This window comes from Streptomyces sp. NPDC007095 (assembly GCF_040634475.1).
Classification (GTDB): Bacteria; Actinomycetota; Actinomycetes; order Streptomycetales; family Streptomycetaceae; genus Streptomyces.
This window is the reverse complement of the sequence record NZ_JBEYFS010000006.1, coordinates 61,383-77,433: the sequence shown is the minus strand read 5'-3', so window position 1 is coordinate 77,433 and position 16,051 is coordinate 61,383. Positions and strand designations below refer to the sequence as shown.

General features: G+C 70.5%; 15 protein-coding genes. 14 read left to right on the top strand and 1 reads right to left on the bottom strand.

Going from position 1 to position 16,051, the window contains the following annotated elements; translation table 11 throughout:
* The first annotated feature begins 37 nt into the window (after positions 1–37).
* The 14 genes from ABZ656_RS03775 to ABZ656_RS03710 all read left to right on the top strand — a co-directional run bounded on the left by ABZ656_RS03775 (position 38) and on the right by ABZ656_RS03710 (position 13,308).
* A complete protein-coding gene (locus ABZ656_RS03775; protein WP_101401595.1) occupies positions 38–1,444 on the top strand; it encodes a GAF domain-containing protein in 1,407 nt (468 codons plus the stop codon).
* A gap of 81 nt (positions 1,445–1,525) precedes the next feature.
* Complete coding sequence (locus ABZ656_RS03770; protein WP_101401594.1) at positions 1,526–2,905, top strand: hypothetical protein; 1,380 nt, start codon at positions 1,526–1,528, stop codon at positions 2,903–2,905.
* A 152-nt stretch (positions 2,906–3,057) separates the two neighbouring features.
* Complete coding sequence (locus ABZ656_RS03765) at positions 3,058–3,630, top strand: GNAT family N-acetyltransferase (protein ID WP_360264123.1); 573 nt, start codon at positions 3,058–3,060, stop codon at positions 3,628–3,630.
* Positions 3,631–3,802: 172 nt separating this feature from the next.
* Positions 3,803–3,886, top strand: coding sequence for a putative leader peptide (locus ABZ656_RS03760; protein ID WP_309486338.1), 84 nt, complete (start codon positions 3,803–3,805; stop codon positions 3,884–3,886).
* 135 nt (positions 3,887–4,021) lie between these two features.
* A complete protein-coding gene (locus ABZ656_RS03755) occupies positions 4,022–5,716 on the top strand; it encodes a nitrite/sulfite reductase (RefSeq protein ID WP_360264120.1) in 1,695 nt (564 codons plus the stop codon).
* Positions 5,713–5,892 carry a hypothetical protein gene (locus tag ABZ656_RS03750; protein ID WP_079090235.1) on the top strand — a complete coding sequence of 60 codons (180 nt, stop codon included), beginning with the start codon at positions 5,713–5,715 and terminating at the stop codon, positions 5,890–5,892. Before ABZ656_RS03755 ends, ABZ656_RS03750 begins: the two co-directional genes overlap by 4 nt.
* Entirely contained in the window at positions 5,889–6,617 is a 729-nt protein-coding gene (locus ABZ656_RS03745) for a phosphoadenylyl-sulfate reductase (protein ID WP_101401591.1), read from the top strand. Before ABZ656_RS03750 ends, ABZ656_RS03745 begins: the two co-directional genes overlap by 4 nt.
* Complete coding sequence (cysC, locus tag ABZ656_RS03740; protein WP_360264116.1) at positions 6,614–7,186, top strand: adenylyl-sulfate kinase; 573 nt, start codon at positions 6,614–6,616, stop codon at positions 7,184–7,186. Before ABZ656_RS03745 ends, cysC begins: the two co-directional genes overlap by 4 nt.
* Positions 7,183–8,121, top strand: a complete 939-nt coding sequence (cysD, locus tag ABZ656_RS03735) for a sulfate adenylyltransferase subunit CysD (protein ID WP_101401589.1) — start codon at positions 7,183–7,185, stop codon at positions 8,119–8,121. Before cysC ends, cysD begins: the two co-directional genes overlap by 4 nt.
* Positions 8,122–8,123: 2 nt before the next feature.
* Positions 8,124–9,479 (top strand): GTP-binding protein, encoded by a 1,356-nt coding sequence (locus ABZ656_RS03730; protein WP_101401588.1) that lies wholly within the window; start codon positions 8,124–8,126, stop codon positions 9,477–9,479.
* Between the two features lie 232 nt (positions 9,480–9,711).
* On the top strand, positions 9,712–10,827 hold the full coding sequence (locus tag ABZ656_RS03725) for an aliphatic sulfonate ABC transporter substrate-binding protein (protein WP_101401587.1): 1,116 nt from the start codon (positions 9,712–9,714) through the stop codon (positions 10,825–10,827).
* Positions 10,828–10,863: 36 nt separating this feature from the next.
* On the top strand, positions 10,864–11,652 hold the full coding sequence (locus ABZ656_RS03720) for an ABC transporter ATP-binding protein (RefSeq protein ID WP_101403836.1): 789 nt from the start codon (positions 10,864–10,866) through the stop codon (positions 11,650–11,652).
* The gene (locus ABZ656_RS03715; RefSeq protein WP_101401586.1) at positions 11,639–12,559 is read left to right on the top strand and encodes an ABC transporter permease; all 921 of its coding nucleotides are present in this window, start codon (positions 11,639–11,641) and stop codon (positions 12,557–12,559) included. The genes ABZ656_RS03720 and ABZ656_RS03715 overlap by 14 nt, the downstream gene beginning before the upstream one ends.
* An 8-nt stretch (positions 12,560–12,567) precedes the next feature.
* On the top strand, positions 12,568–13,308 hold the full coding sequence (locus ABZ656_RS03710; protein ID WP_101401585.1) for a sirohydrochlorin chelatase: 741 nt from the start codon (positions 12,568–12,570) through the stop codon (positions 13,306–13,308).
* Positions 13,309–13,312: 4 nt separating this feature from the next.
* On the opposite strand, the gene ABZ656_RS03705 is transcribed toward ABZ656_RS03710, so the two are convergent.
* Positions 13,313–15,913, bottom strand: a complete 2,601-nt coding sequence (locus ABZ656_RS03705) for a fibronectin type III domain-containing protein (protein WP_360264111.1) — start codon at positions 15,911–15,913, stop codon at positions 13,313–13,315.
* Between the last annotated feature and the right edge of the window lie 138 nt (positions 15,914–16,051).

The window sequence follows — 16,051 nt, the reverse complement described above, 5'->3', positions numbered from 1 at the left end:
GGGCCACCGGTGCCCGAGCCCGTCCGGGGAGGACTCCGTGGCGCACTCGCCGATCGACGTGACGCGGCTCGCCGCCCTGGACGCCGCCCAGGCGGCCCGTGTGCTGCGCAAGGTGCGCGACGCCACGCTCTCCGGACAGCCCGCCCGCCTCGCGCCGCGCCCGGTGATCGAGCAGTCCTGGGAGCGCATGCTGCGCAGCGGGGTCGACCCCGACCACGACTTCCGGGCCGGGCTGCTGGTCCGCGACGAGGTCGAGCGGCGGCGCCAGGCCTCGCAGCTGCGGCATGTCCTGCCGGTGCTGCGCGAGGGCCTGGTCTCGGTCGCGGACGTCGCGCACCACATCATGGTGGTCGCGGACGCGGAGGGCCGGGTGCTGTGGCGGGAGGGCAGTGCGTCCGTGCTGCGCAAGGCCGACGGGTTCGGCTTCGAACTCGGGGCGGACTGGCGCGAGGGCATGGTCGGTACGAACGGTGTGGGCACCCCGCTGGTCGCCCGGCGCCCCGTCCAGGTCTTCTCCGCCGAGCACTTCGTGCGCACCCACCACTCGTGGACCTGCACCGGCGCCCCGATCACCGACCCGCGCGACGGCAGTCTGATCGGCGTCGTGGACGTGAGCGGGCCGCTGGACACCCTGCACCCGGCGACGCTCGCCCTGGTCGGCTCGGTGGCCAAGCTCGCCGAGGCGCGCCTGCGCGAGCTGCACCTGACCTCGCTGGAGGGGCTGCGCGCGGTGGCGGCGCCGGTGCTCGCCCGGCTCGGCGGACGCGCCCTCGCCGTGGACCAGGACGGCTGGACGGCCGCGGTCACCGGGATGCCGTACACCGGAAGGCTCGCACTGCCCAAGGCGCTCGCTGCCGGGCGGAGTTGGCTGCCGACGCTCGGGCTGTGCGTGGTGGAGCCACTGCCCGGCGGCTGGCTGCTCCGGGCCGCCGACGAGCAGGGACCCCGGCGGGCCGCGCGGATCGTCCTGGACCTGGCGCACCCGCGCCGCTCCTCGGTCACCGTCTCGTCCGAAGCGGGCTCCTGGTGCCACGAACTGAGCCCCCGCCACGCCGAGTTGCTGTATCTGCTGGCCGTCCGGCCCGCCGGGCGCAGCGCCTCCGGGCTCGCCGACGACCTGTTCGACGACCCCGGTCGTACGGTGACGGTGCGGGCCGAGATGTCGCGCGTACGGCGGTATCTCGGGGCTTTTCTGGAACACCGGCCGTATCGTTTCTGCGAGGCCGCGGAGGTCCAGCTGGTGCTCCCGGAGGACCCCCGGGACCTGCTCCCCCATTCGACGGCGCCGGCGGTGCGCAGGGCGCGGAAATCCGGGCCCCCTTGTACCGCACCGGGCCCCGACGCGTCACCCGACCGGCCGAATATGCCCCCTGCGGGAGGCAAGGAGCGTATTTCGGGACCGTCTTCCGGGGTCCTTGACCAGGCACGTGACTCTCTGACGTAGCATCCCTCCACAGGCCACCCCACCCGTCTCTCCGTCAACGTTCTGATCATGAGAGGCAGTTGGCCTACCTCGGGAGGACGCATGAAGCACCGCGGCAGGCACCGTCGTAGGCGAAGGGGACAGGCGCTGCGCGCCACCCTGGCCGGAACCGCCCTCGCGCTCACCGCGGCCGCCACGCTGATCAGCACCTCCCAGGCCACCGGCAGCAACAGTCCGGGCGCGCTGACCCCGCTCACCTCGGCCTCCGAGACCAGCAGGCTCCGGCTGCACGAGAACCTGGTCGCCGGGGACACCCTCAGCACGCTCAGCCGGAACATGGGCGGGAACGTCGGGGTCTCCGGCGTGCTGGCGAGCGCCGACCACACGATGCGCGACGAGGCCGACTGCTCCGGGACCGAGCGGGCCGCGCTGCCGCTCGAACCGGTCGCCACCCGCGCGTACTGCTGGGCCTCGGACGACGCGCAGACCCAGCAGTGGGCGCCCGCCTCCGTCACCACCTCAGGTGACGCGGACGACGACGGCCGGTGGGGCGGCCAGCGGGTCATCCTGGCGGGCTGGAACCACGACGACCGGGCCGCGGGCGCCTCCGCCACGGACCGGGGCCTGGCCCGGGTCGCCTTCATCGACGCGAGCGACCCGGCGGCGCTCAGGTACCGCTGGGTGCTGCTGGTCGCGCCGCGCGACGGCGGCAGGGACTTCGGCGCGGTCCGCTCCCGGATGGGCGGCATGGTCTGGTACCAGGGCAAGCTGATCGTCACCGCGCAGAACGGCGCGGGGCAGGACGACTCCCTGCTCGTCTTCGACCTGCGCCACCTCCTGAAGGCGGGCGTGAACAGCGGGGCGATCGGCAAGGTACGCGGCGGCTACTCCGCGCACGGCTACCAGTACGTGCTGCCGGCCGTCGGCTCGTACAGCCCGGCGGGCGGCACGTGCGGCTCGGGCGAGGCCCGGGCGAACCCCTGTTTCGGTTCCCTCTCGCTGGACCGCACCTCGACGCCGGACAGCCTGGTCGCCGCCGAGGCGGCACCGGCCGACGGCACGGAGCGGACCCGGATCTGGCGGTACTCGTACAGCACCGTCGCCGGCCGGGCGGGGTTGCTCGGCAGCGACTCCCTGGGGCGGGTCGACGCGCGCGAGGCCTACACGACCAAGGCCGCCGGGCTCTCGGGCGTCCTCTCGTACACGCCGGCCGGGGCGCGCAGGGCCGACTGGTATGTCGGCCACACCCCTGCCAGCGGTGGCCGGCACGGCACGCTGTGGCGCCAGAGCGGGCACACCGCCGAGGCGGTGCAGTGCACCGGGGACCAGTCCTACGCCTGCTGGGGCCAGCACACCGCCTCCCTGTCCTACTGGCAGGAGACCGGCGAACTGTGGACCCTTACCGGTGCGGACCCGGACACGACACCCGAGCGCGTGCTGTACGCGGTCCCCTTGACCGCGGTGGACAAGTCCCTGGGCTAGAGCCTGGAGGGGGTTCTTCGGCTGCGGGTGGGTGGGGGCTGGTAGCGCGGTTCCCCGCGCCCCTTGAAGGGCGTCGGCGCGCGACTCCCGGCCCGTCGAAGACACCTGGCCCGCTTTGGAGCGCGGCGCAACCCCGTGGTTCCCTGGCCCCCATGAGCAACGTCACTGTGACCACCTGGTCCCTGGAGCAGACCGCGTCGAGCGACCTGCTCCCCGCGATCGCGCCCGACGGCGACGTCCGGATCGTGCGCTCCGAAGTCCCCTCGCCCGAGTTCAGCCGCTTCCTGTACGCCTCCGTAGGCGGAGACATCCGCTGGACCGACCGCCTGAGCTGGACGTACCCCCAGTGGCTGGGGTTCCTGGACCGCCCCGGCGTGGAGACCTGGGTCGCCCACGACCGGGGAACGCCCGCGGGCTACGTCGAGCTGGACCCGCAGGACGACGGCGTCGTGGAAGTCAGTTACTTCGGGTTGATCCCGGCCTTCCGGGGCCGCCGGATCGGCGGGCACCTGCTCTCCTACGGGGTGGCACGCGCCTGGGACCTGGCGGAGCGCTGGCCGGGACGGCCGGAGACGAAGCGCGTCTGGCTGCATACATGCAGCAAGGACGGGGAGCACGCGATGGACAACTACCTGCGCCGCGGCTTCAAGCTCTTCGACACCAAGGTGGAGGAGGAGCCGGAGGTCGCCACACCCGGACCCTGGCCGGGCGCACGGGCGCTCTGACCTGCCACGGACCGACCCTCGGCCCGCCATCCGGCGGGCACCGGGCCGTCGGATCGTCCATTCATGCCCAGCCGTGTGACCGACAACACCTTTGTCTCGCCATTCGGGACAAGGGTGTCCACATGATGGATGACGGTGGACTGGTCCGAGATCCCCGTGACACGCTTCCGTCATGTCTGGAACTGGAATTGCCTTGGTGAGTCGGCGGCACGTCGACCTCGGCCGCATGTCCAGCGCCATCTGTCCGGCGAGCTGACAGCCCCGGCCCAGCCGACATTCTCCCTTTTGCCTCCCTCTGCGCAATGACGCGCGCGCACTTCCGTATGCGCCCGCATGCGCAGATGAGAGCCGTTCTCCTTCCTGTCCCGCAGTCCCGAAGGACGTATCAGCCATGGCCGCCACCCCGCAGAATCCCGCCGCCGCGCCCCGCCGCAAGGTGAGTCGTCACCGCGGCGAGGGTCAGTGGGCCGTGGGTCACTTCACCCCGCTCAACGGAAACGAACAGTTCAAGAAGGACGACGACGGTCTCAATGTGCGGACACGCATTGAGACGATCTACTCGAAGCGCGGCTTCGACTCGATCGACCCCAACGACCTTCGTGGACGTATGCGCTGGTGGGGGCTGTACACCCAGCGCAAGCCCGGGATCGACGGCGGCAAGACCGCGATCCTGGAGCCGGAGGAGCTGGACGACAAGTACTTCATGCTGCGCGTCCGCATCGACGGCGGCCGGCTGACCACCGACCAGCTGCGCGTCATCGGCGAGATCTCGCAGGAGTTCGCGCGCGGCACCGCCGACCTCACCGACCGCCAGAACGTGCAGTACCACTGGATCCGTATCGAGGACGTCCCCGAGATCTGGAACCGGCTCGAAGCCGTCGGGCTGTCCACCACCGAAGCCTGCGGTGACACGCCCCGCGTCATCCTCGGCTCGCCCGTCGCCGGCATCGCCGAGGACGAGATCATCGACGGCACCCCGGCCATCGACGAGATCCACCGCCGGATCATCGGCAACAAGGACTTCTCGAACCTGCCCCGCAAGTTCAAGTCCGCGATCTCCGGCTCGCCGCTGCTCGACGTGGCACACGAGATCAACGACGTCGCCTTCGTCGGCGTGAACCACCCGGAGCACGGCCCCGGCTTCGACCTCTGGGTCGGCGGCGGCCTCTCCACCAACCCGAAGATCGGCCAGCGCCTCGGCGCCTGGGTCCCGCTGGACGAGGTCCCGGACGTCTACGAAGGCGTGATCTCGATCTTCCGCGACTACGGCTACCGGCGCCTGCGCACCCGTGCCCGTCTGAAGTTCCTGGTCGCCGACTGGGGCGTGGAGAAGTTCCGCCAGATCCTGGAGGACGAGTACCTCAAGCGGAAGCTCGTCGACGGCCCGGCGCCCGACCAGCCGGTCGCCCGCTGGCGCGACCACGTCGGGGTGCACCGCCAGCAGGACGGCCGCTTCTACGTCGGCTTCGCGCCGCGCGTCGGCCGCGTGGACGGCACCACCCTCACGAAGATCGCCGAGCTGGCCGCGGCACACGGCTCGGGCCGGCTGAGCACCACCGTCGAGCAGAAGATGATCGTGCTCGACGTGACGGAGGACCAGGTCGACTCGCTGGTGGAGGGCCTCGAAGCCCTCGACCTGACCGTCAGGCCCTCCACCTTCCGGCGCGGCACGATGGCCTGCACCGGCATCGAGTACTGCAAGCTCGCGATCGTCGAGACCAAGGCGCGCGGTGCTTCCCTGATCGACGAACTCGAGCGCCGTATCCCCGAGTTCGAAGAGCCCATCACCATCAACATCAACGGCTGCCCGAACGCCTGCGCCCGTATCCAGGTCGCGGACATCGGTCTCAAGGGCCAGCTGGTCCTCAACGACCAGGGCGAGCAGGTCGAGGGCTTCCAGGTGCACCTGGGCGGCGCGCTCGGCCTGGAAGCCGGCTTCGGCCGCAAGGTCCGTGGCCTGAAGGTCACCTCGGACGAACTGCCCGACTACATCGAGCGGGTCCTCAAGCGCTTCCAGGCGGAGCGCGAGGACGGCGAGCGCTTCGCCACGTGGGCCACCCGCGCCTCTGAGGAGTCGCTGTCATGAGCGAGCGGGCCGCTCCCTTCTACTGCCCCTACTGCGGCGACGAAGACCTCCGTCCGAGCGAGCAGGGCCACGGCGCGTGGGAATGCGCGGCATGCAACCGAGCCTTCCAGTTGAAGTTCCTCGGGCTGCTCGCCCGTGGGGTTCAGCGCAACGAAGGCGGAGGGGACGAGATATGACGACGATTCAGAAGGACCGGGAAGACCGTACGGCCGAGGATCTGAAGCGGCTCGCCGAGCAGGCGGGGCGTGACCTCGAGGACGCCTCGGCTCTGGAGATCCTCCAGTGGGCCGTCGAGACCTTCGGCAAGACGTTCTGCGTGACCTCCTCCATGGAGGACGCGGTCGTCGCCCACCTCGCCTCCCGCGCCCAGCCAGGCGACAGCCAAGTCGACGTAGTCTTCCTCGACACCGGCTACCACTTCCCCGAGACCATCGGCACCCGGGACGCGGTCGAGGCCGTGATGGACGTCAACGTCATCACCCTCACCCCGCGCCAGACCGTCGCCGAGCAGGACGCCGAGTACGGCCCCGAGCTGCACGACCGCGACCCCGACCTGTGCTGCGCCCTGCGCAAGGTCAAGCCCCTGGAAGAGGGCCTGACCAGGTACGACGCCTGGGCGACCGGACTGCGCCGCGACGAGTCCCCGACCCGGGCGAACACCCCGGTCGTCGGCTGGGACGAGAAGCGGCAGAAGGTCAAGATCTCGCCGATCGCCCGGTGGACACAGGACGACGTGGACGCGTACGTCGCCGAGCACGGCGTCCTCACCAACCCGCTGCTGATGGACGGCTACGCCTCCGTCGGCTGCGCACCCTGCACCCGCCGTGTTCTGGAGGGCGAGGACGCCCGCGCCGGACGCTGGGCGGGACGATCCAAGACCGAGTGCGGGCTGCACGGATGACCACGACCACCCAGATCTCTCAGGAGCAGCAAGTGACGACCGGAGCCACCATCTGGCTCACGGGTCTGCCGAGCGCCGGCAAGACCACCATCGCGTACGAGCTGGCCGGCCGGCTGCGCGACGAGGGCCACCGCGTCGAGGTGCTCGACGGCGACGAGATCCGCGAGTTCCTCTCGTCGGGTCTCGGCTTCTCGCGCGAGGACCGTGACACGAACGTGCGGCGGATCGGTTTCCTCGCCGAGCTGCTCGCCCGCAACGGCGTCAAGGCGCTCGTCCCGGTGATCGCGCCGTACGCCGACAGCCGTGAGGCGGTCCGGGGGCGTCACCGGAGCGGCGGCACCCCCTACCTGGAGGTGCACGTGGCGACCCCGGTCGAGGTCTGCTCCGTACGCGATGTGAAGGGCCTCTACGCCAAGCAGGCCGCGGGTGAGATCTCGGGGCTGACCGGCGTCGACGACCCGTACGAGGAGCCCGCGTCGCCCGATCTGCGCATCGAGTCGCACACCCAGTCCGTGCAGGAGTCCGCGGCCGCGCTCCATGCGCTGCTCACCGAAAGGGGTCTCGCATGACGACCGTCGCCAGTGTCTCCGAGGAGACGGACAGCACCCCGTACGCGCTCTCGCACCTGGACGCCCTGGAGTCCGAGGCCGTCCACATCTTCCGCGAGGTCGCGGGCGAGTTCGAACGGCCGGTGATCCTCTTCTCCGGCGGCAAGGACTCCATCGTCATGCTGCACCTCGCACTGAAGGCCTTCGCCCCCGCCGCGATCCCCTTCACCCTGCTGCACGTCGACACCGGACACAACTTCCCCGAAGTCCTCGAATACCGCGACCGCACGGTCGAGAAGCACGGACTGCGCCTCCACATCGCCTCCGTACAGGACTACATCGACCGCGGAATCCTGCGCGAACGCCCCGACGGCACCCGCAACCCCCTGCAGACCGTGCCCCTCACCGAGAAGATCCAGTCCGAACGCTTCGACGCCGTCTTCGGCGGCGGACGCCGCGACGAGGAGAAGGCCCGCGCGAAAGAACGCGTCTTCTCCCTGCGCGACGAGTTCTCCCAGTGGGACCCCCGACGCCAGCGCCCCGAACTGTGGCAGCTCTACAACGGCCGCCACGCACCCGGCGAACACGTCCGCGTCTTCCCCCTGTCCAACTGGACCGAACTGGACGTCTGGCAGTACATCGCCCGCGAAGGCATCGAACTGCCCCAGATCTACTTCGCGCACGAGCGCGAGGTCTTCCAGCGGTCCGACATGTGGCTGACCGCCGGTGAGTGGGGCGGCCCGAAGGACGGCGAGACGGTCGAGAAGCGGCTCGTCCGCTACCGGACCGTCGGCGACATGTCCTGCACGGGCGCCGTCGACTCCGACGCGACCACGCTGGACGCCGTGATCACCGAGATCGCCGCCTCCCGCCTCACCGAGCGGGGCGCCACCCGCGCCGACGACAAGATGTCCGAGGCCGCGATGGAAGACCGCAAGCGCGAGGGGTACTTCTAGACATGACCAGCACCACCGAACCCACCGAGCCGCTGTCGGTCGAGCAGTTGTCGGCCACCACGCTCCTGCGCTTCGCGACCGCCGGCTCCGTCGACGACGGCAAGTCCACGCTGGTCGGACGTCTGCTGCACGACTCCAAGTCGGTCCTGACGGACCAGCTGGAGGCCGTGGAACGGGCCTCGGCGAGCCGTGGCCAGGACACCCCCGACCTCGCCCTCCTCACCGACGGCCTGCGCGCCGAGCGCGAACAGGGCATCACCATCGACGTCGCCTACCGCTACTTCGCCACCGCGCGCCGCCGGTTCATCCTCGCCGACACCCCCGGGCATGTGCAGTACACCCGGAACATGGTCACCGGCGCCTCGACCGCCGACCTGGCCGTCGTCCTCGTCGACGCCCGCAACGGCGTCATCGAACAGACCCGCCGGCACGCGGCCGTCGCCGCGCTGCTGCGCGTCCCGCACGTGGTCCTCGCCGTCAACAAGATGGACCTCGTCGAGTACAAGGAGTCCGTCTTCGCGGCGATCGCCGAGGAGTTCACGGCGTACGCCTCCGAGCTGGGCGTTCCCGAGATCACCGCGATCCCGATCTCGGCGCTCGCCGGTGACAACGTGGTGGACGCCTCCGCGAACATGGACTGGTACGGCGGCCCGACGGTCCTGGAACACCTGGAGACGGTCCCGGTCAGCCACGACCTGGGACACTGCCACGCCCGTCTGCCCGTGCAGTACGTGATCCGCCCGCAGACCGCCGAGCACCCCGACTACCGGGGGTACGCCGGTCAGATCGCCGCCGGTACCTTCCGGGTCGGCGAGAGCGTGACCGTGCTGCCCTCCGGGCGCACCACGAAGGTCGCCGGGATCGATCTGCTGGGCAAGCCGGTCGACGTGGCATGGACCCCGCAGTCGGTGACCCTCCTGCTGGAGGACGACATCGACGTCTCGCGCGGCGACCTGATCGTGCCGAGCAAGGACGCTCCCCCGACCACGCAGGACGTCGAGGCGACCGTCTGTCACGTGGCCGACCAGCCGCTCACCGTGGGCCACCGGGTGCTGCTCAAGCACGGCACCCGCACGGTGAAGGCGATCGTCAAGGACATCCCGTCCCGGCTGACACTGGACGACCTGTCGCTGCACCCGCACCCGGGCCAGCTCGTCGCCAACGACATCGGCCGCGTCAAGATCCGTGCCGCCGAACCGCTTCCGCTCGACTCGTACGCCGACTCCCGGCGCACCGGCGCGTTCATCCTCATCGACCCGGCGGACGGCACCACGCTGACCGCCGGCATGGTCGGCGAGTCGTTCGCCGCGCCGCAGCCGGTCAAGGACGAGGGCGACGACGACGGGTGGGACTTCTGACATGACGTCCACCGACTTCTACTCCACGTTCGCCAAGGAGGGCGGCCGCGTCGGCAGCGGCGCCCTCGGCAGCGGGCAGGGCGGAGTGGCGCGATGTGCGGAATGACGTACGCGCACTGCCTGCGCGCCCCGTCCCCCCACCCGACGTCCCGGATGCGACGACGAAGACCTGCCGACCTCCCGGCCACGACCTGAAAACGTGACCGCCGGGCCAACGAGAGGAACCCCTCCCGTGCCTGCCATCCGCTCGAACCTTGTACGCCGTGGCATAGCCGCCGCCGTCGCACTCCCCTTGCTCGCGCTCGCCGCCTGCAGCTACGGCTCCGAGTCGAAGAGCGACTCCTCCTCCAAGGAGAAGGTCGCCGCCGGATCCTCGAAGATCGACGGCCTCGACACCGTGAAGATCGGCTACTTCGGCAACCTCACCCACGCGACCGCGCTGGTCGGCCGCCAGGAAGGTCTCTTCCAGAAGGCGCTGGGCGGCACGAAGGCGGAGTACTCCATCTTCAACGCGGGCCCCTCCGAGATCGAGGCCCTGAACTCGGGCTCGATCGACATCGGCTGGATCGGCCCCTCGCCGGCGATCAACGGTTTCACCAAGTCCCAGGGCAAGAGCCTGCGCATCATCGGCGGTTCGGCGTCCGGCGGCGTGAAGCTCGTGGTGAATCCGAAGAAGATCAAGTCCCTGAAGGACGTCAAGGGCAAGAAGATCGCGACCCCGCAGCTCGGCAACACCCAGGACGTGGCGTTCCTCAACTGGATCGCGGACCAGGGCTGGAAGGTCGACGCGCAGAGCGGCAAGGGCGACGTCTCGGTCGTCCGTACGGACAACAAGATCACCCCGGACGCCTACAAGTCCGGCTCCATCGACGGCGCCTGGGTGCCGGAGCCGACCGCGTCCAAGCTGGTCGCCGAGGGCGGCAAGGTCCTGCTCGACGAGGCCTCGCTGTGGCCCGACAAGAAGTTCGTGATCACGAACGTCATCGTGTCGCAGAAGTTCCTCAAGGAGCACCCGAAGGTCGTCGAGGCCGTGCTGAAGGGCTCGGTCGACACCAACAAGTGGATCAACGCCAACCCCGACCAGGCGAAGGCCGCGGCCAACGCCCAGCTGAAGGTCGACTCCGGCAAGGAGCTCCCGGCGAACGTCCTCGATCCGGCCTGGAAGTCCATCCAGATCACCAATGACCCGCTGGCCGCCACCCTCAGCACCGAGGCGGAGCACGCGGTCAAGGCGGGCCTGCTGGAGAAGCCGGACCTGAACGGGATCTACGACCTCACGCTCCTGAACAAGGTCCTGGGGGCCGCGGGCGAGAGCACGGTCGCCGACGCCGGTCTCGGCGTCAAGTAAGGACCCACACCGATGAGTTCCCAGGAGGTGACGACCATGGCCACGACCCTCGCCAAGGCCGCCGACGGCGCCGAAGTGGTGGAGCAAGCCGCCCGGATCGAGCATGTCTCGAAGTCCTTCGCCGGACCGGCAGGGCAGCAGCTCGTCCTCGACGACATCACCCTCGATGTCGCGCCGGGCGAGTTCGTCACCCTCCTGGGGGCCTCGGGGTGTGGGAAGTCGACGCTGCTCAACCTGGTCGCGGGCCTCGACGCCCCGACCTCGGGCAGCATCACGACCAACGGGCGTCCGGCCCTGATGTTCCAGGAGCACGCCCTCTTCCCGTGGCTGACCGCGGGCAAGAACATCGAACTCGCCCTGCGGCTGCGCGGCGTGGCGAAGTCCGAGCGCCGCGACCGGGCGGAGGAGCTGCTCGAACTCGTCCGTCTGAAGGGCGCGTACGGGAAGCGGGTGCACGAGCTGTCCGGCGGTATGCGCCAGCGCGTCGCGATGGCCCGCGCGCTCGCCCAGGACAGCCAGATCCTGCTGATGGACGAGCCGTTCGCGGCGCTGGACGCCATCACGCGCGACGTCCTGCACGACGAACTGACCCGGATCTGGCGCGAGACCCAGCTGTCCGTCCTCTTCGTCACCCACAACGTGCGTGAGGCGGTGCGGCTGGCCGAGCGGGTCGTCCTGCTGTCCTCCCGCCCCGGCCGGGTGGCCCACGAGTGGCGGGTCGACATCCCGCAGCCGCGCCGTATCGAGGACGCGGCCGTGGCGGAGCTGTCCGTCGAGATCACCGAACAACTGCGTGGGGAGATCCGCCGCCATGGCCAGCACTGAGACGAAGGCCGACGCGGCCGACCAGCCCGTCGAGGACAGCCCCGGCAGCGACATGGCGGGCCTGGAAGCGGGCCTCGACGCCCTGGAGACGACCGGCCACACGGGCCGGCCGACGTTCCGCCAGACCTTCGTCGAGAAGATACTGCCGCCGCTCGTCGCCATCGCGCTGGTGCTGGTGGTGTGGCAGGCGCTGATCTCGTTCAAGGTCGTCACCGACCCCAGCAAGCTGCCCTCCCCGTCCGACGTCTGGGGCGAGGTCAAGGACGCCTGGCTGCAGGGCACACTGCTCGGCTACATCTGGACGAGTGTCTCGCGCGGTCTGCTCGGGTTCCTCTTCGCCCTGGTGATCGGCACCCCGCTGGGTCTGCTGGTGGCCCGCGTGAAGTTCGTCCGCGCCGCGATCGGCCCGATCCTCTCCGGCCTCCAGTCGCTGCCCTCCGTGGCATGGGTGCCGCCGGCCGTCATCTGGCTGGGCCTGAACAACTCGATGATGTTCGCGGTGATCCTGCTCGGCGCCGTCCCGTCCATCGCCAACGGCCTGGTGTCGGGCGTGGACCAGGTGCCGCCGCTGTTCCTGCGGGCGGGCCGCACGATGGGCGCGACGGGCCTGCGCGGGACCTGGCACATCGTGATGCCGGCCGCGCTGCCCGGCTATCTGGCCGGTCTGAAGCAGGGCTGGGCGTTCTCCTGGCGCTCCCTGATGGCGGCGGAGATCATCGCTTCCTCCCCCGACCTGGGCATCGGCCTCGGTCAGCTGCTGGAGAACGGCCGCACTGCCAGTTCCATGTCGATGGTCTTCCTCGCCATCTTCCTCATCCTGTTCGTCGGTATCGCCATCGACCTGCTGATCTTCAGCCCGCTGGAGCGGTGGGTGCTGCGCAGCCGCGGTCTCCTGGTGAAGAGCTGAGCCAAGCCATGACGAATCAGCCGGTCCTCCTGGTCATCGCCCACGGCAGCCGCGATCCGCGTCATGCCGCGACGGTGCACGCCCTCGTGCGGCGTGTGCGGGCCCGGCGTCCGGGCCTGCGTGTGGAGACCGGCTTCCTCGACTTCAACATCCCCTCGGTACCGGGGGTGCTGGAGTCCCTGGCGGCGGAGGGCGTACGCGATGTGGTCGCCCTCCCCCTCCTGCTCACCCGTGCCTTCCATGCGAAGGCGGACATCCCGGCTGTCCTGCGGGAGGCACCGGCGCGCCTGCGCATCCGTCAGACGGAGGTGCTCGGCCCCTCCCCCCTGCTGACGGCGGCGCTCGAACGCCGGCTGTACGAGGCGGGGCTGACCCCCGCCGACAAGTCCTCGACGGGGGTCGTGCTGGCCTCCGCGGGGTCCACCGACCCGGAGGCGATCGCGGTGATCGCAGAAATCGCGCGGGAGTGGCGGCACACCGGTTGGTGCGCCGTGCGGCCCGCGTTCGCCTCCGCATCCCTTCCGCGCACCGAGGACGCGGTGCGCGAACTGCGCGCCCTCGGCTGCGAACGTGTCGCCGTCGCCCCCTACGTCCTCGCCCCCGGCTTCCTCCCGGACCGCATCGCCCGCGGCGCCGCCGAGGCGGACGTACTGGCCGACGTACTGGGCCCGGCACCGGAGGTGGCACGGGTCCTGCTGGAGCGCTACGACGAGACACGCGTCCCGGTACTGGCGGCGCTCGGCGCCTGAGCCGTCACGACTTGGTGGTGGCCGTCACGGTGGCCGCCGGTCCCGTGCCCGCCGCCGTCACCGTCGCGATCGTGACGGTGTACGCCGTGCCCGGCCTGAGGCCTCCGATCACCCGGAACATGCCCTTCGCGGAGGGCTGGCCGACCAGGACGTCCCGGCCCGTGACGTCGATCGGGGCGCGGCCGTCGGAGACGGTGACCCGGTAGCCGACGACCTTGGCGTCGCCGGTGGCCGTCGGCGGGGTCCAGGCGACGGTGGCCGCGGTGGACGCCGCACGCAGCTTGGGGCCGGTCGGTGCGCCCGGCAGCACGGTCACGGCCGTCGGGGTCAGCGGGAGCGAGGCGAGCGACGGGGCACTGGTGCCGTGGGCGTTGCTCGCGCTGACGGTGACCGTGAGCGGGCCGGCCGGCGCGGGCAGTCCGCCGATCCGCACGACCGCCGTGCGCTTGAACTCGGCCGCGCCGATGGCCTGTTCGCCCACCTGGTGTCCGGAAGCGTCGTACGCCCGCGCCGTGTAGCCCGTCACCGGTGAACCGCCGTCCACGAAGCTCGGGTTGAAGGTGACGTACAGGGCGTCGGCGCCCGCCGTGCTCGTACCGACGCGCGAGGGCGCCTGCGGGGTGGAGACTGCGCCGACGCTGCGGTTCAGCAGTCCTCGGTAGGCGGGTTCGAGTCCCGCGTCGCCGAGGATCTCCGGCGGTACGTCGGACGGGGCCGCCATGATCTTGTTGCCGGTCGTCACCAGGCCCTTGTTGTCGCCGTCGGAGGTCCCCTCCTCCCACCAGTTGTCCTTGACGAGGGTCGGGTCGTTGTTGCCGAGGGTGTCGCGGTAGTCGGTGTGGCGGGAGGCGACGTTGGCGTACGAGGCGTTGTAGAGGACATTGCCCTCGACCGTCTCGTAGGTGCAGCCGTTGTCGGTGTAGACGTTCTTGCCCAGGCCCCACTGGTCGTGGATGACGTTGCCGGTGACCTTCTCGCCGTCGGCCAGCGAGGTGCCCGTCAGTCCCTGGGTGTAGACGCCGCCGCCGTCGTCGAGCATCTGCATGTAGTCGAAGATCAGGTTGTCGCGGACCGCGTTGTCGTGGCTGGGGTTGGGGGTCGCCGGGTCGCCGATCTTGTCGGGCCAGCCGCCCCAGCCGAGGGAGACGGCGCTGTAGCCGACGTGGTCGATCTGGTTGTGGGCGATCGTGGTGCGCTGGGTCCAGCCGTTGAGGATCGCCACGCCGCCGTGGTACTCGCGGGGCAGTCCGTAGAGGTGATTGTCGGTCACCTGGACTCCGGAGGCCGGGGTCTGTCCGTCCACCCCGCCGATCTCCAGTCCGTTGCCGGAGATGTCGGTGAAGACGCTGCCGCTGACCGTGGAGTCCTTCGAGCCGGTGCCCAGGTCGAGGCCGGACGCGCCGAGATGGGCGAAGACGTCGTCGCTGAACGCGATGCGCTGTCCGTACGCGAAGGAGACGTTGCCCGGCATCTTGGTCCAGGACGCGAAGGGGCAGGTGCCGCCCTCGACGTACTGGCACAGGCCCTGCGTCGCCCAGCCCTTCTCGCCGGTGATGGTGTAGCCCGCCTGGATCTCGGAGAAGCCCTCGGGCCCCGAGGGGGTGAGCCAGGTGGCGTAGCTGAACTGCAGGCCACGGAAGGCGAGGTCATGGACGGGCGCGGCGGCCGTGCCCCGTCCGTCGATCAGCTTCTCGGCCTGTGCCGCCTCGACGTCGGCGCGGGCGAGGTTCTCGCCCTTGCGGGGCAGGTAGTAGACCCGGTGCGCGGTGCGGTCGAGATACCACTCGCCGGGCTGGTCCAGGAGTTCGTAGGCGTTCTCGACGTAGGTCGCCCTGCCGCCGTTGGTGAGGTGGCCGGGCCCGACCATGCTGACCGTGCGGCCGGGGATGTCCGGGAACTCGACCCGCTTGTTGGAGTTGTCCCAGCACGGCTGGACCATCGTGATCGTGGTGCCCTCGGCGGCGGCGATGCGGCAGCGCGGCTCGGTCCACTGGCCCAGGCCGTTGCGCTCGACGTTCCACAGGGACTCGCCGCTGGTGTAGACGAACTCGGCGTCGGAAGGGTGCTTCCAGTGCGCGAGGGTGTCGGAGGACGCCGTGTACCCGGTGGCGGTCTGGGTGAGGGTCACCGGCACGGCCCCGCGGGCCCGCTGGGCGCGCACCCCGTCGACGTACAGCTGCCGGGTGTCGGTGAGGCCTTGGGGGGCGGGCGCGGACCACAGGCCCGGCCTCCCGGTGACCTGGCTCCAGCCCTGGACCTGCCGACCACCGCTGACGACGGTGTTCCCGGTGCCCTGCCAGATCACCTGGTGGCCCCCGGTACCCGAGTCCCGGGCGTCGAGGGTGAGGGGTGCGGTCTGCCGGTACGTACCCGACGCGAGGTGGACCGTCAGGTCGCCCTTCATCCCCGTGACGCGCTTGCGGACGAGGTCGCGGGCGCGTTCCAGGGTGCGTACGGGGTGGCGGGCGGTGCCGTTGGCGTGGTCGTTCCCGCTCGGTGAGACGTAGAGGTCGGACGACGCGGGCTGGGCGGAGGACACGGCGCCCGGAATTCCGAGGGCCAGGACCGTGGAGATCAGGGTGACTAAGGCGGCTCTTCGGCGCATGGGCATGTTCCCCTCCCGTGGGATCAGCCTGTACCCAACGCCGAGAAAGGTAGGATCTATGACGCGCCATCGTCAATGAATGCGACAGAGAACTACCCAACTCCCTTCTATTGGGCACCTATTCATCCGAGCAACGTT

What these genes read in the sequence shown, in the direction of transcription:
- ABZ656_RS03770 (WP_101401594.1), top strand. Translation starts at nt 1,526, where the DNA reads ATGAAGCACCGCGGCAGGCACCGTCGTAGGCGAAGGGGACAGGCGCTG.
- ABZ656_RS03765 (WP_360264123.1), top strand. Translation starts at nt 3,058, where the DNA reads ATGAGCAACGTCACTGTGACCACCTGGTCCCTGGAGCAGACCGCGTCG.
- ABZ656_RS03760 (WP_309486338.1), top strand. Translation starts at nt 3,803, where the DNA reads ATGTCTGGAACTGGAATTGCCTTGGTGAGTCGGCGGCACGTCGACCTC.
- ABZ656_RS03755 (WP_360264120.1), top strand. Translation starts at nt 4,022, where the DNA reads ATGGCCGCCACCCCGCAGAATCCCGCCGCCGCGCCCCGCCGCAAGGTG.
- ABZ656_RS03750 (WP_079090235.1), top strand. Translation starts at nt 5,713, where the DNA reads ATGAGCGAGCGGGCCGCTCCCTTCTACTGCCCCTACTGCGGCGACGAA.
- ABZ656_RS03745 (WP_101401591.1), top strand. Translation starts at nt 5,889, where the DNA reads ATGACGACGATTCAGAAGGACCGGGAAGACCGTACGGCCGAGGATCTG.
- cysC (WP_360264116.1), top strand. Translation starts at nt 6,614, where the DNA reads ATGACCACGACCACCCAGATCTCTCAGGAGCAGCAAGTGACGACCGGA.
- cysD (WP_101401589.1), top strand. Translation starts at nt 7,183, where the DNA reads ATGACGACCGTCGCCAGTGTCTCCGAGGAGACGGACAGCACCCCGTAC.
- ABZ656_RS03730 (WP_101401588.1), top strand. Translation starts at nt 8,124, where the DNA reads ATGACCAGCACCACCGAACCCACCGAGCCGCTGTCGGTCGAGCAGTTG.
- ABZ656_RS03720 (WP_101403836.1), top strand. Translation starts at nt 10,864, where the DNA reads ATGGCCACGACCCTCGCCAAGGCCGCCGACGGCGCCGAAGTGGTGGAG.
- ABZ656_RS03715 (WP_101401586.1), top strand. Translation starts at nt 11,639, where the DNA reads ATGGCCAGCACTGAGACGAAGGCCGACGCGGCCGACCAGCCCGTCGAG.
- ABZ656_RS03710 (WP_101401585.1), top strand. Translation starts at nt 12,568, where the DNA reads ATGACGAATCAGCCGGTCCTCCTGGTCATCGCCCACGGCAGCCGCGAT.
- ABZ656_RS03705 (WP_360264111.1), bottom strand. Translation starts at nt 15,913, where the DNA reads ATGCGCCGAAGAGCCGCCTTAGTCACCCTGATCTCCACGGTCCTGGCC.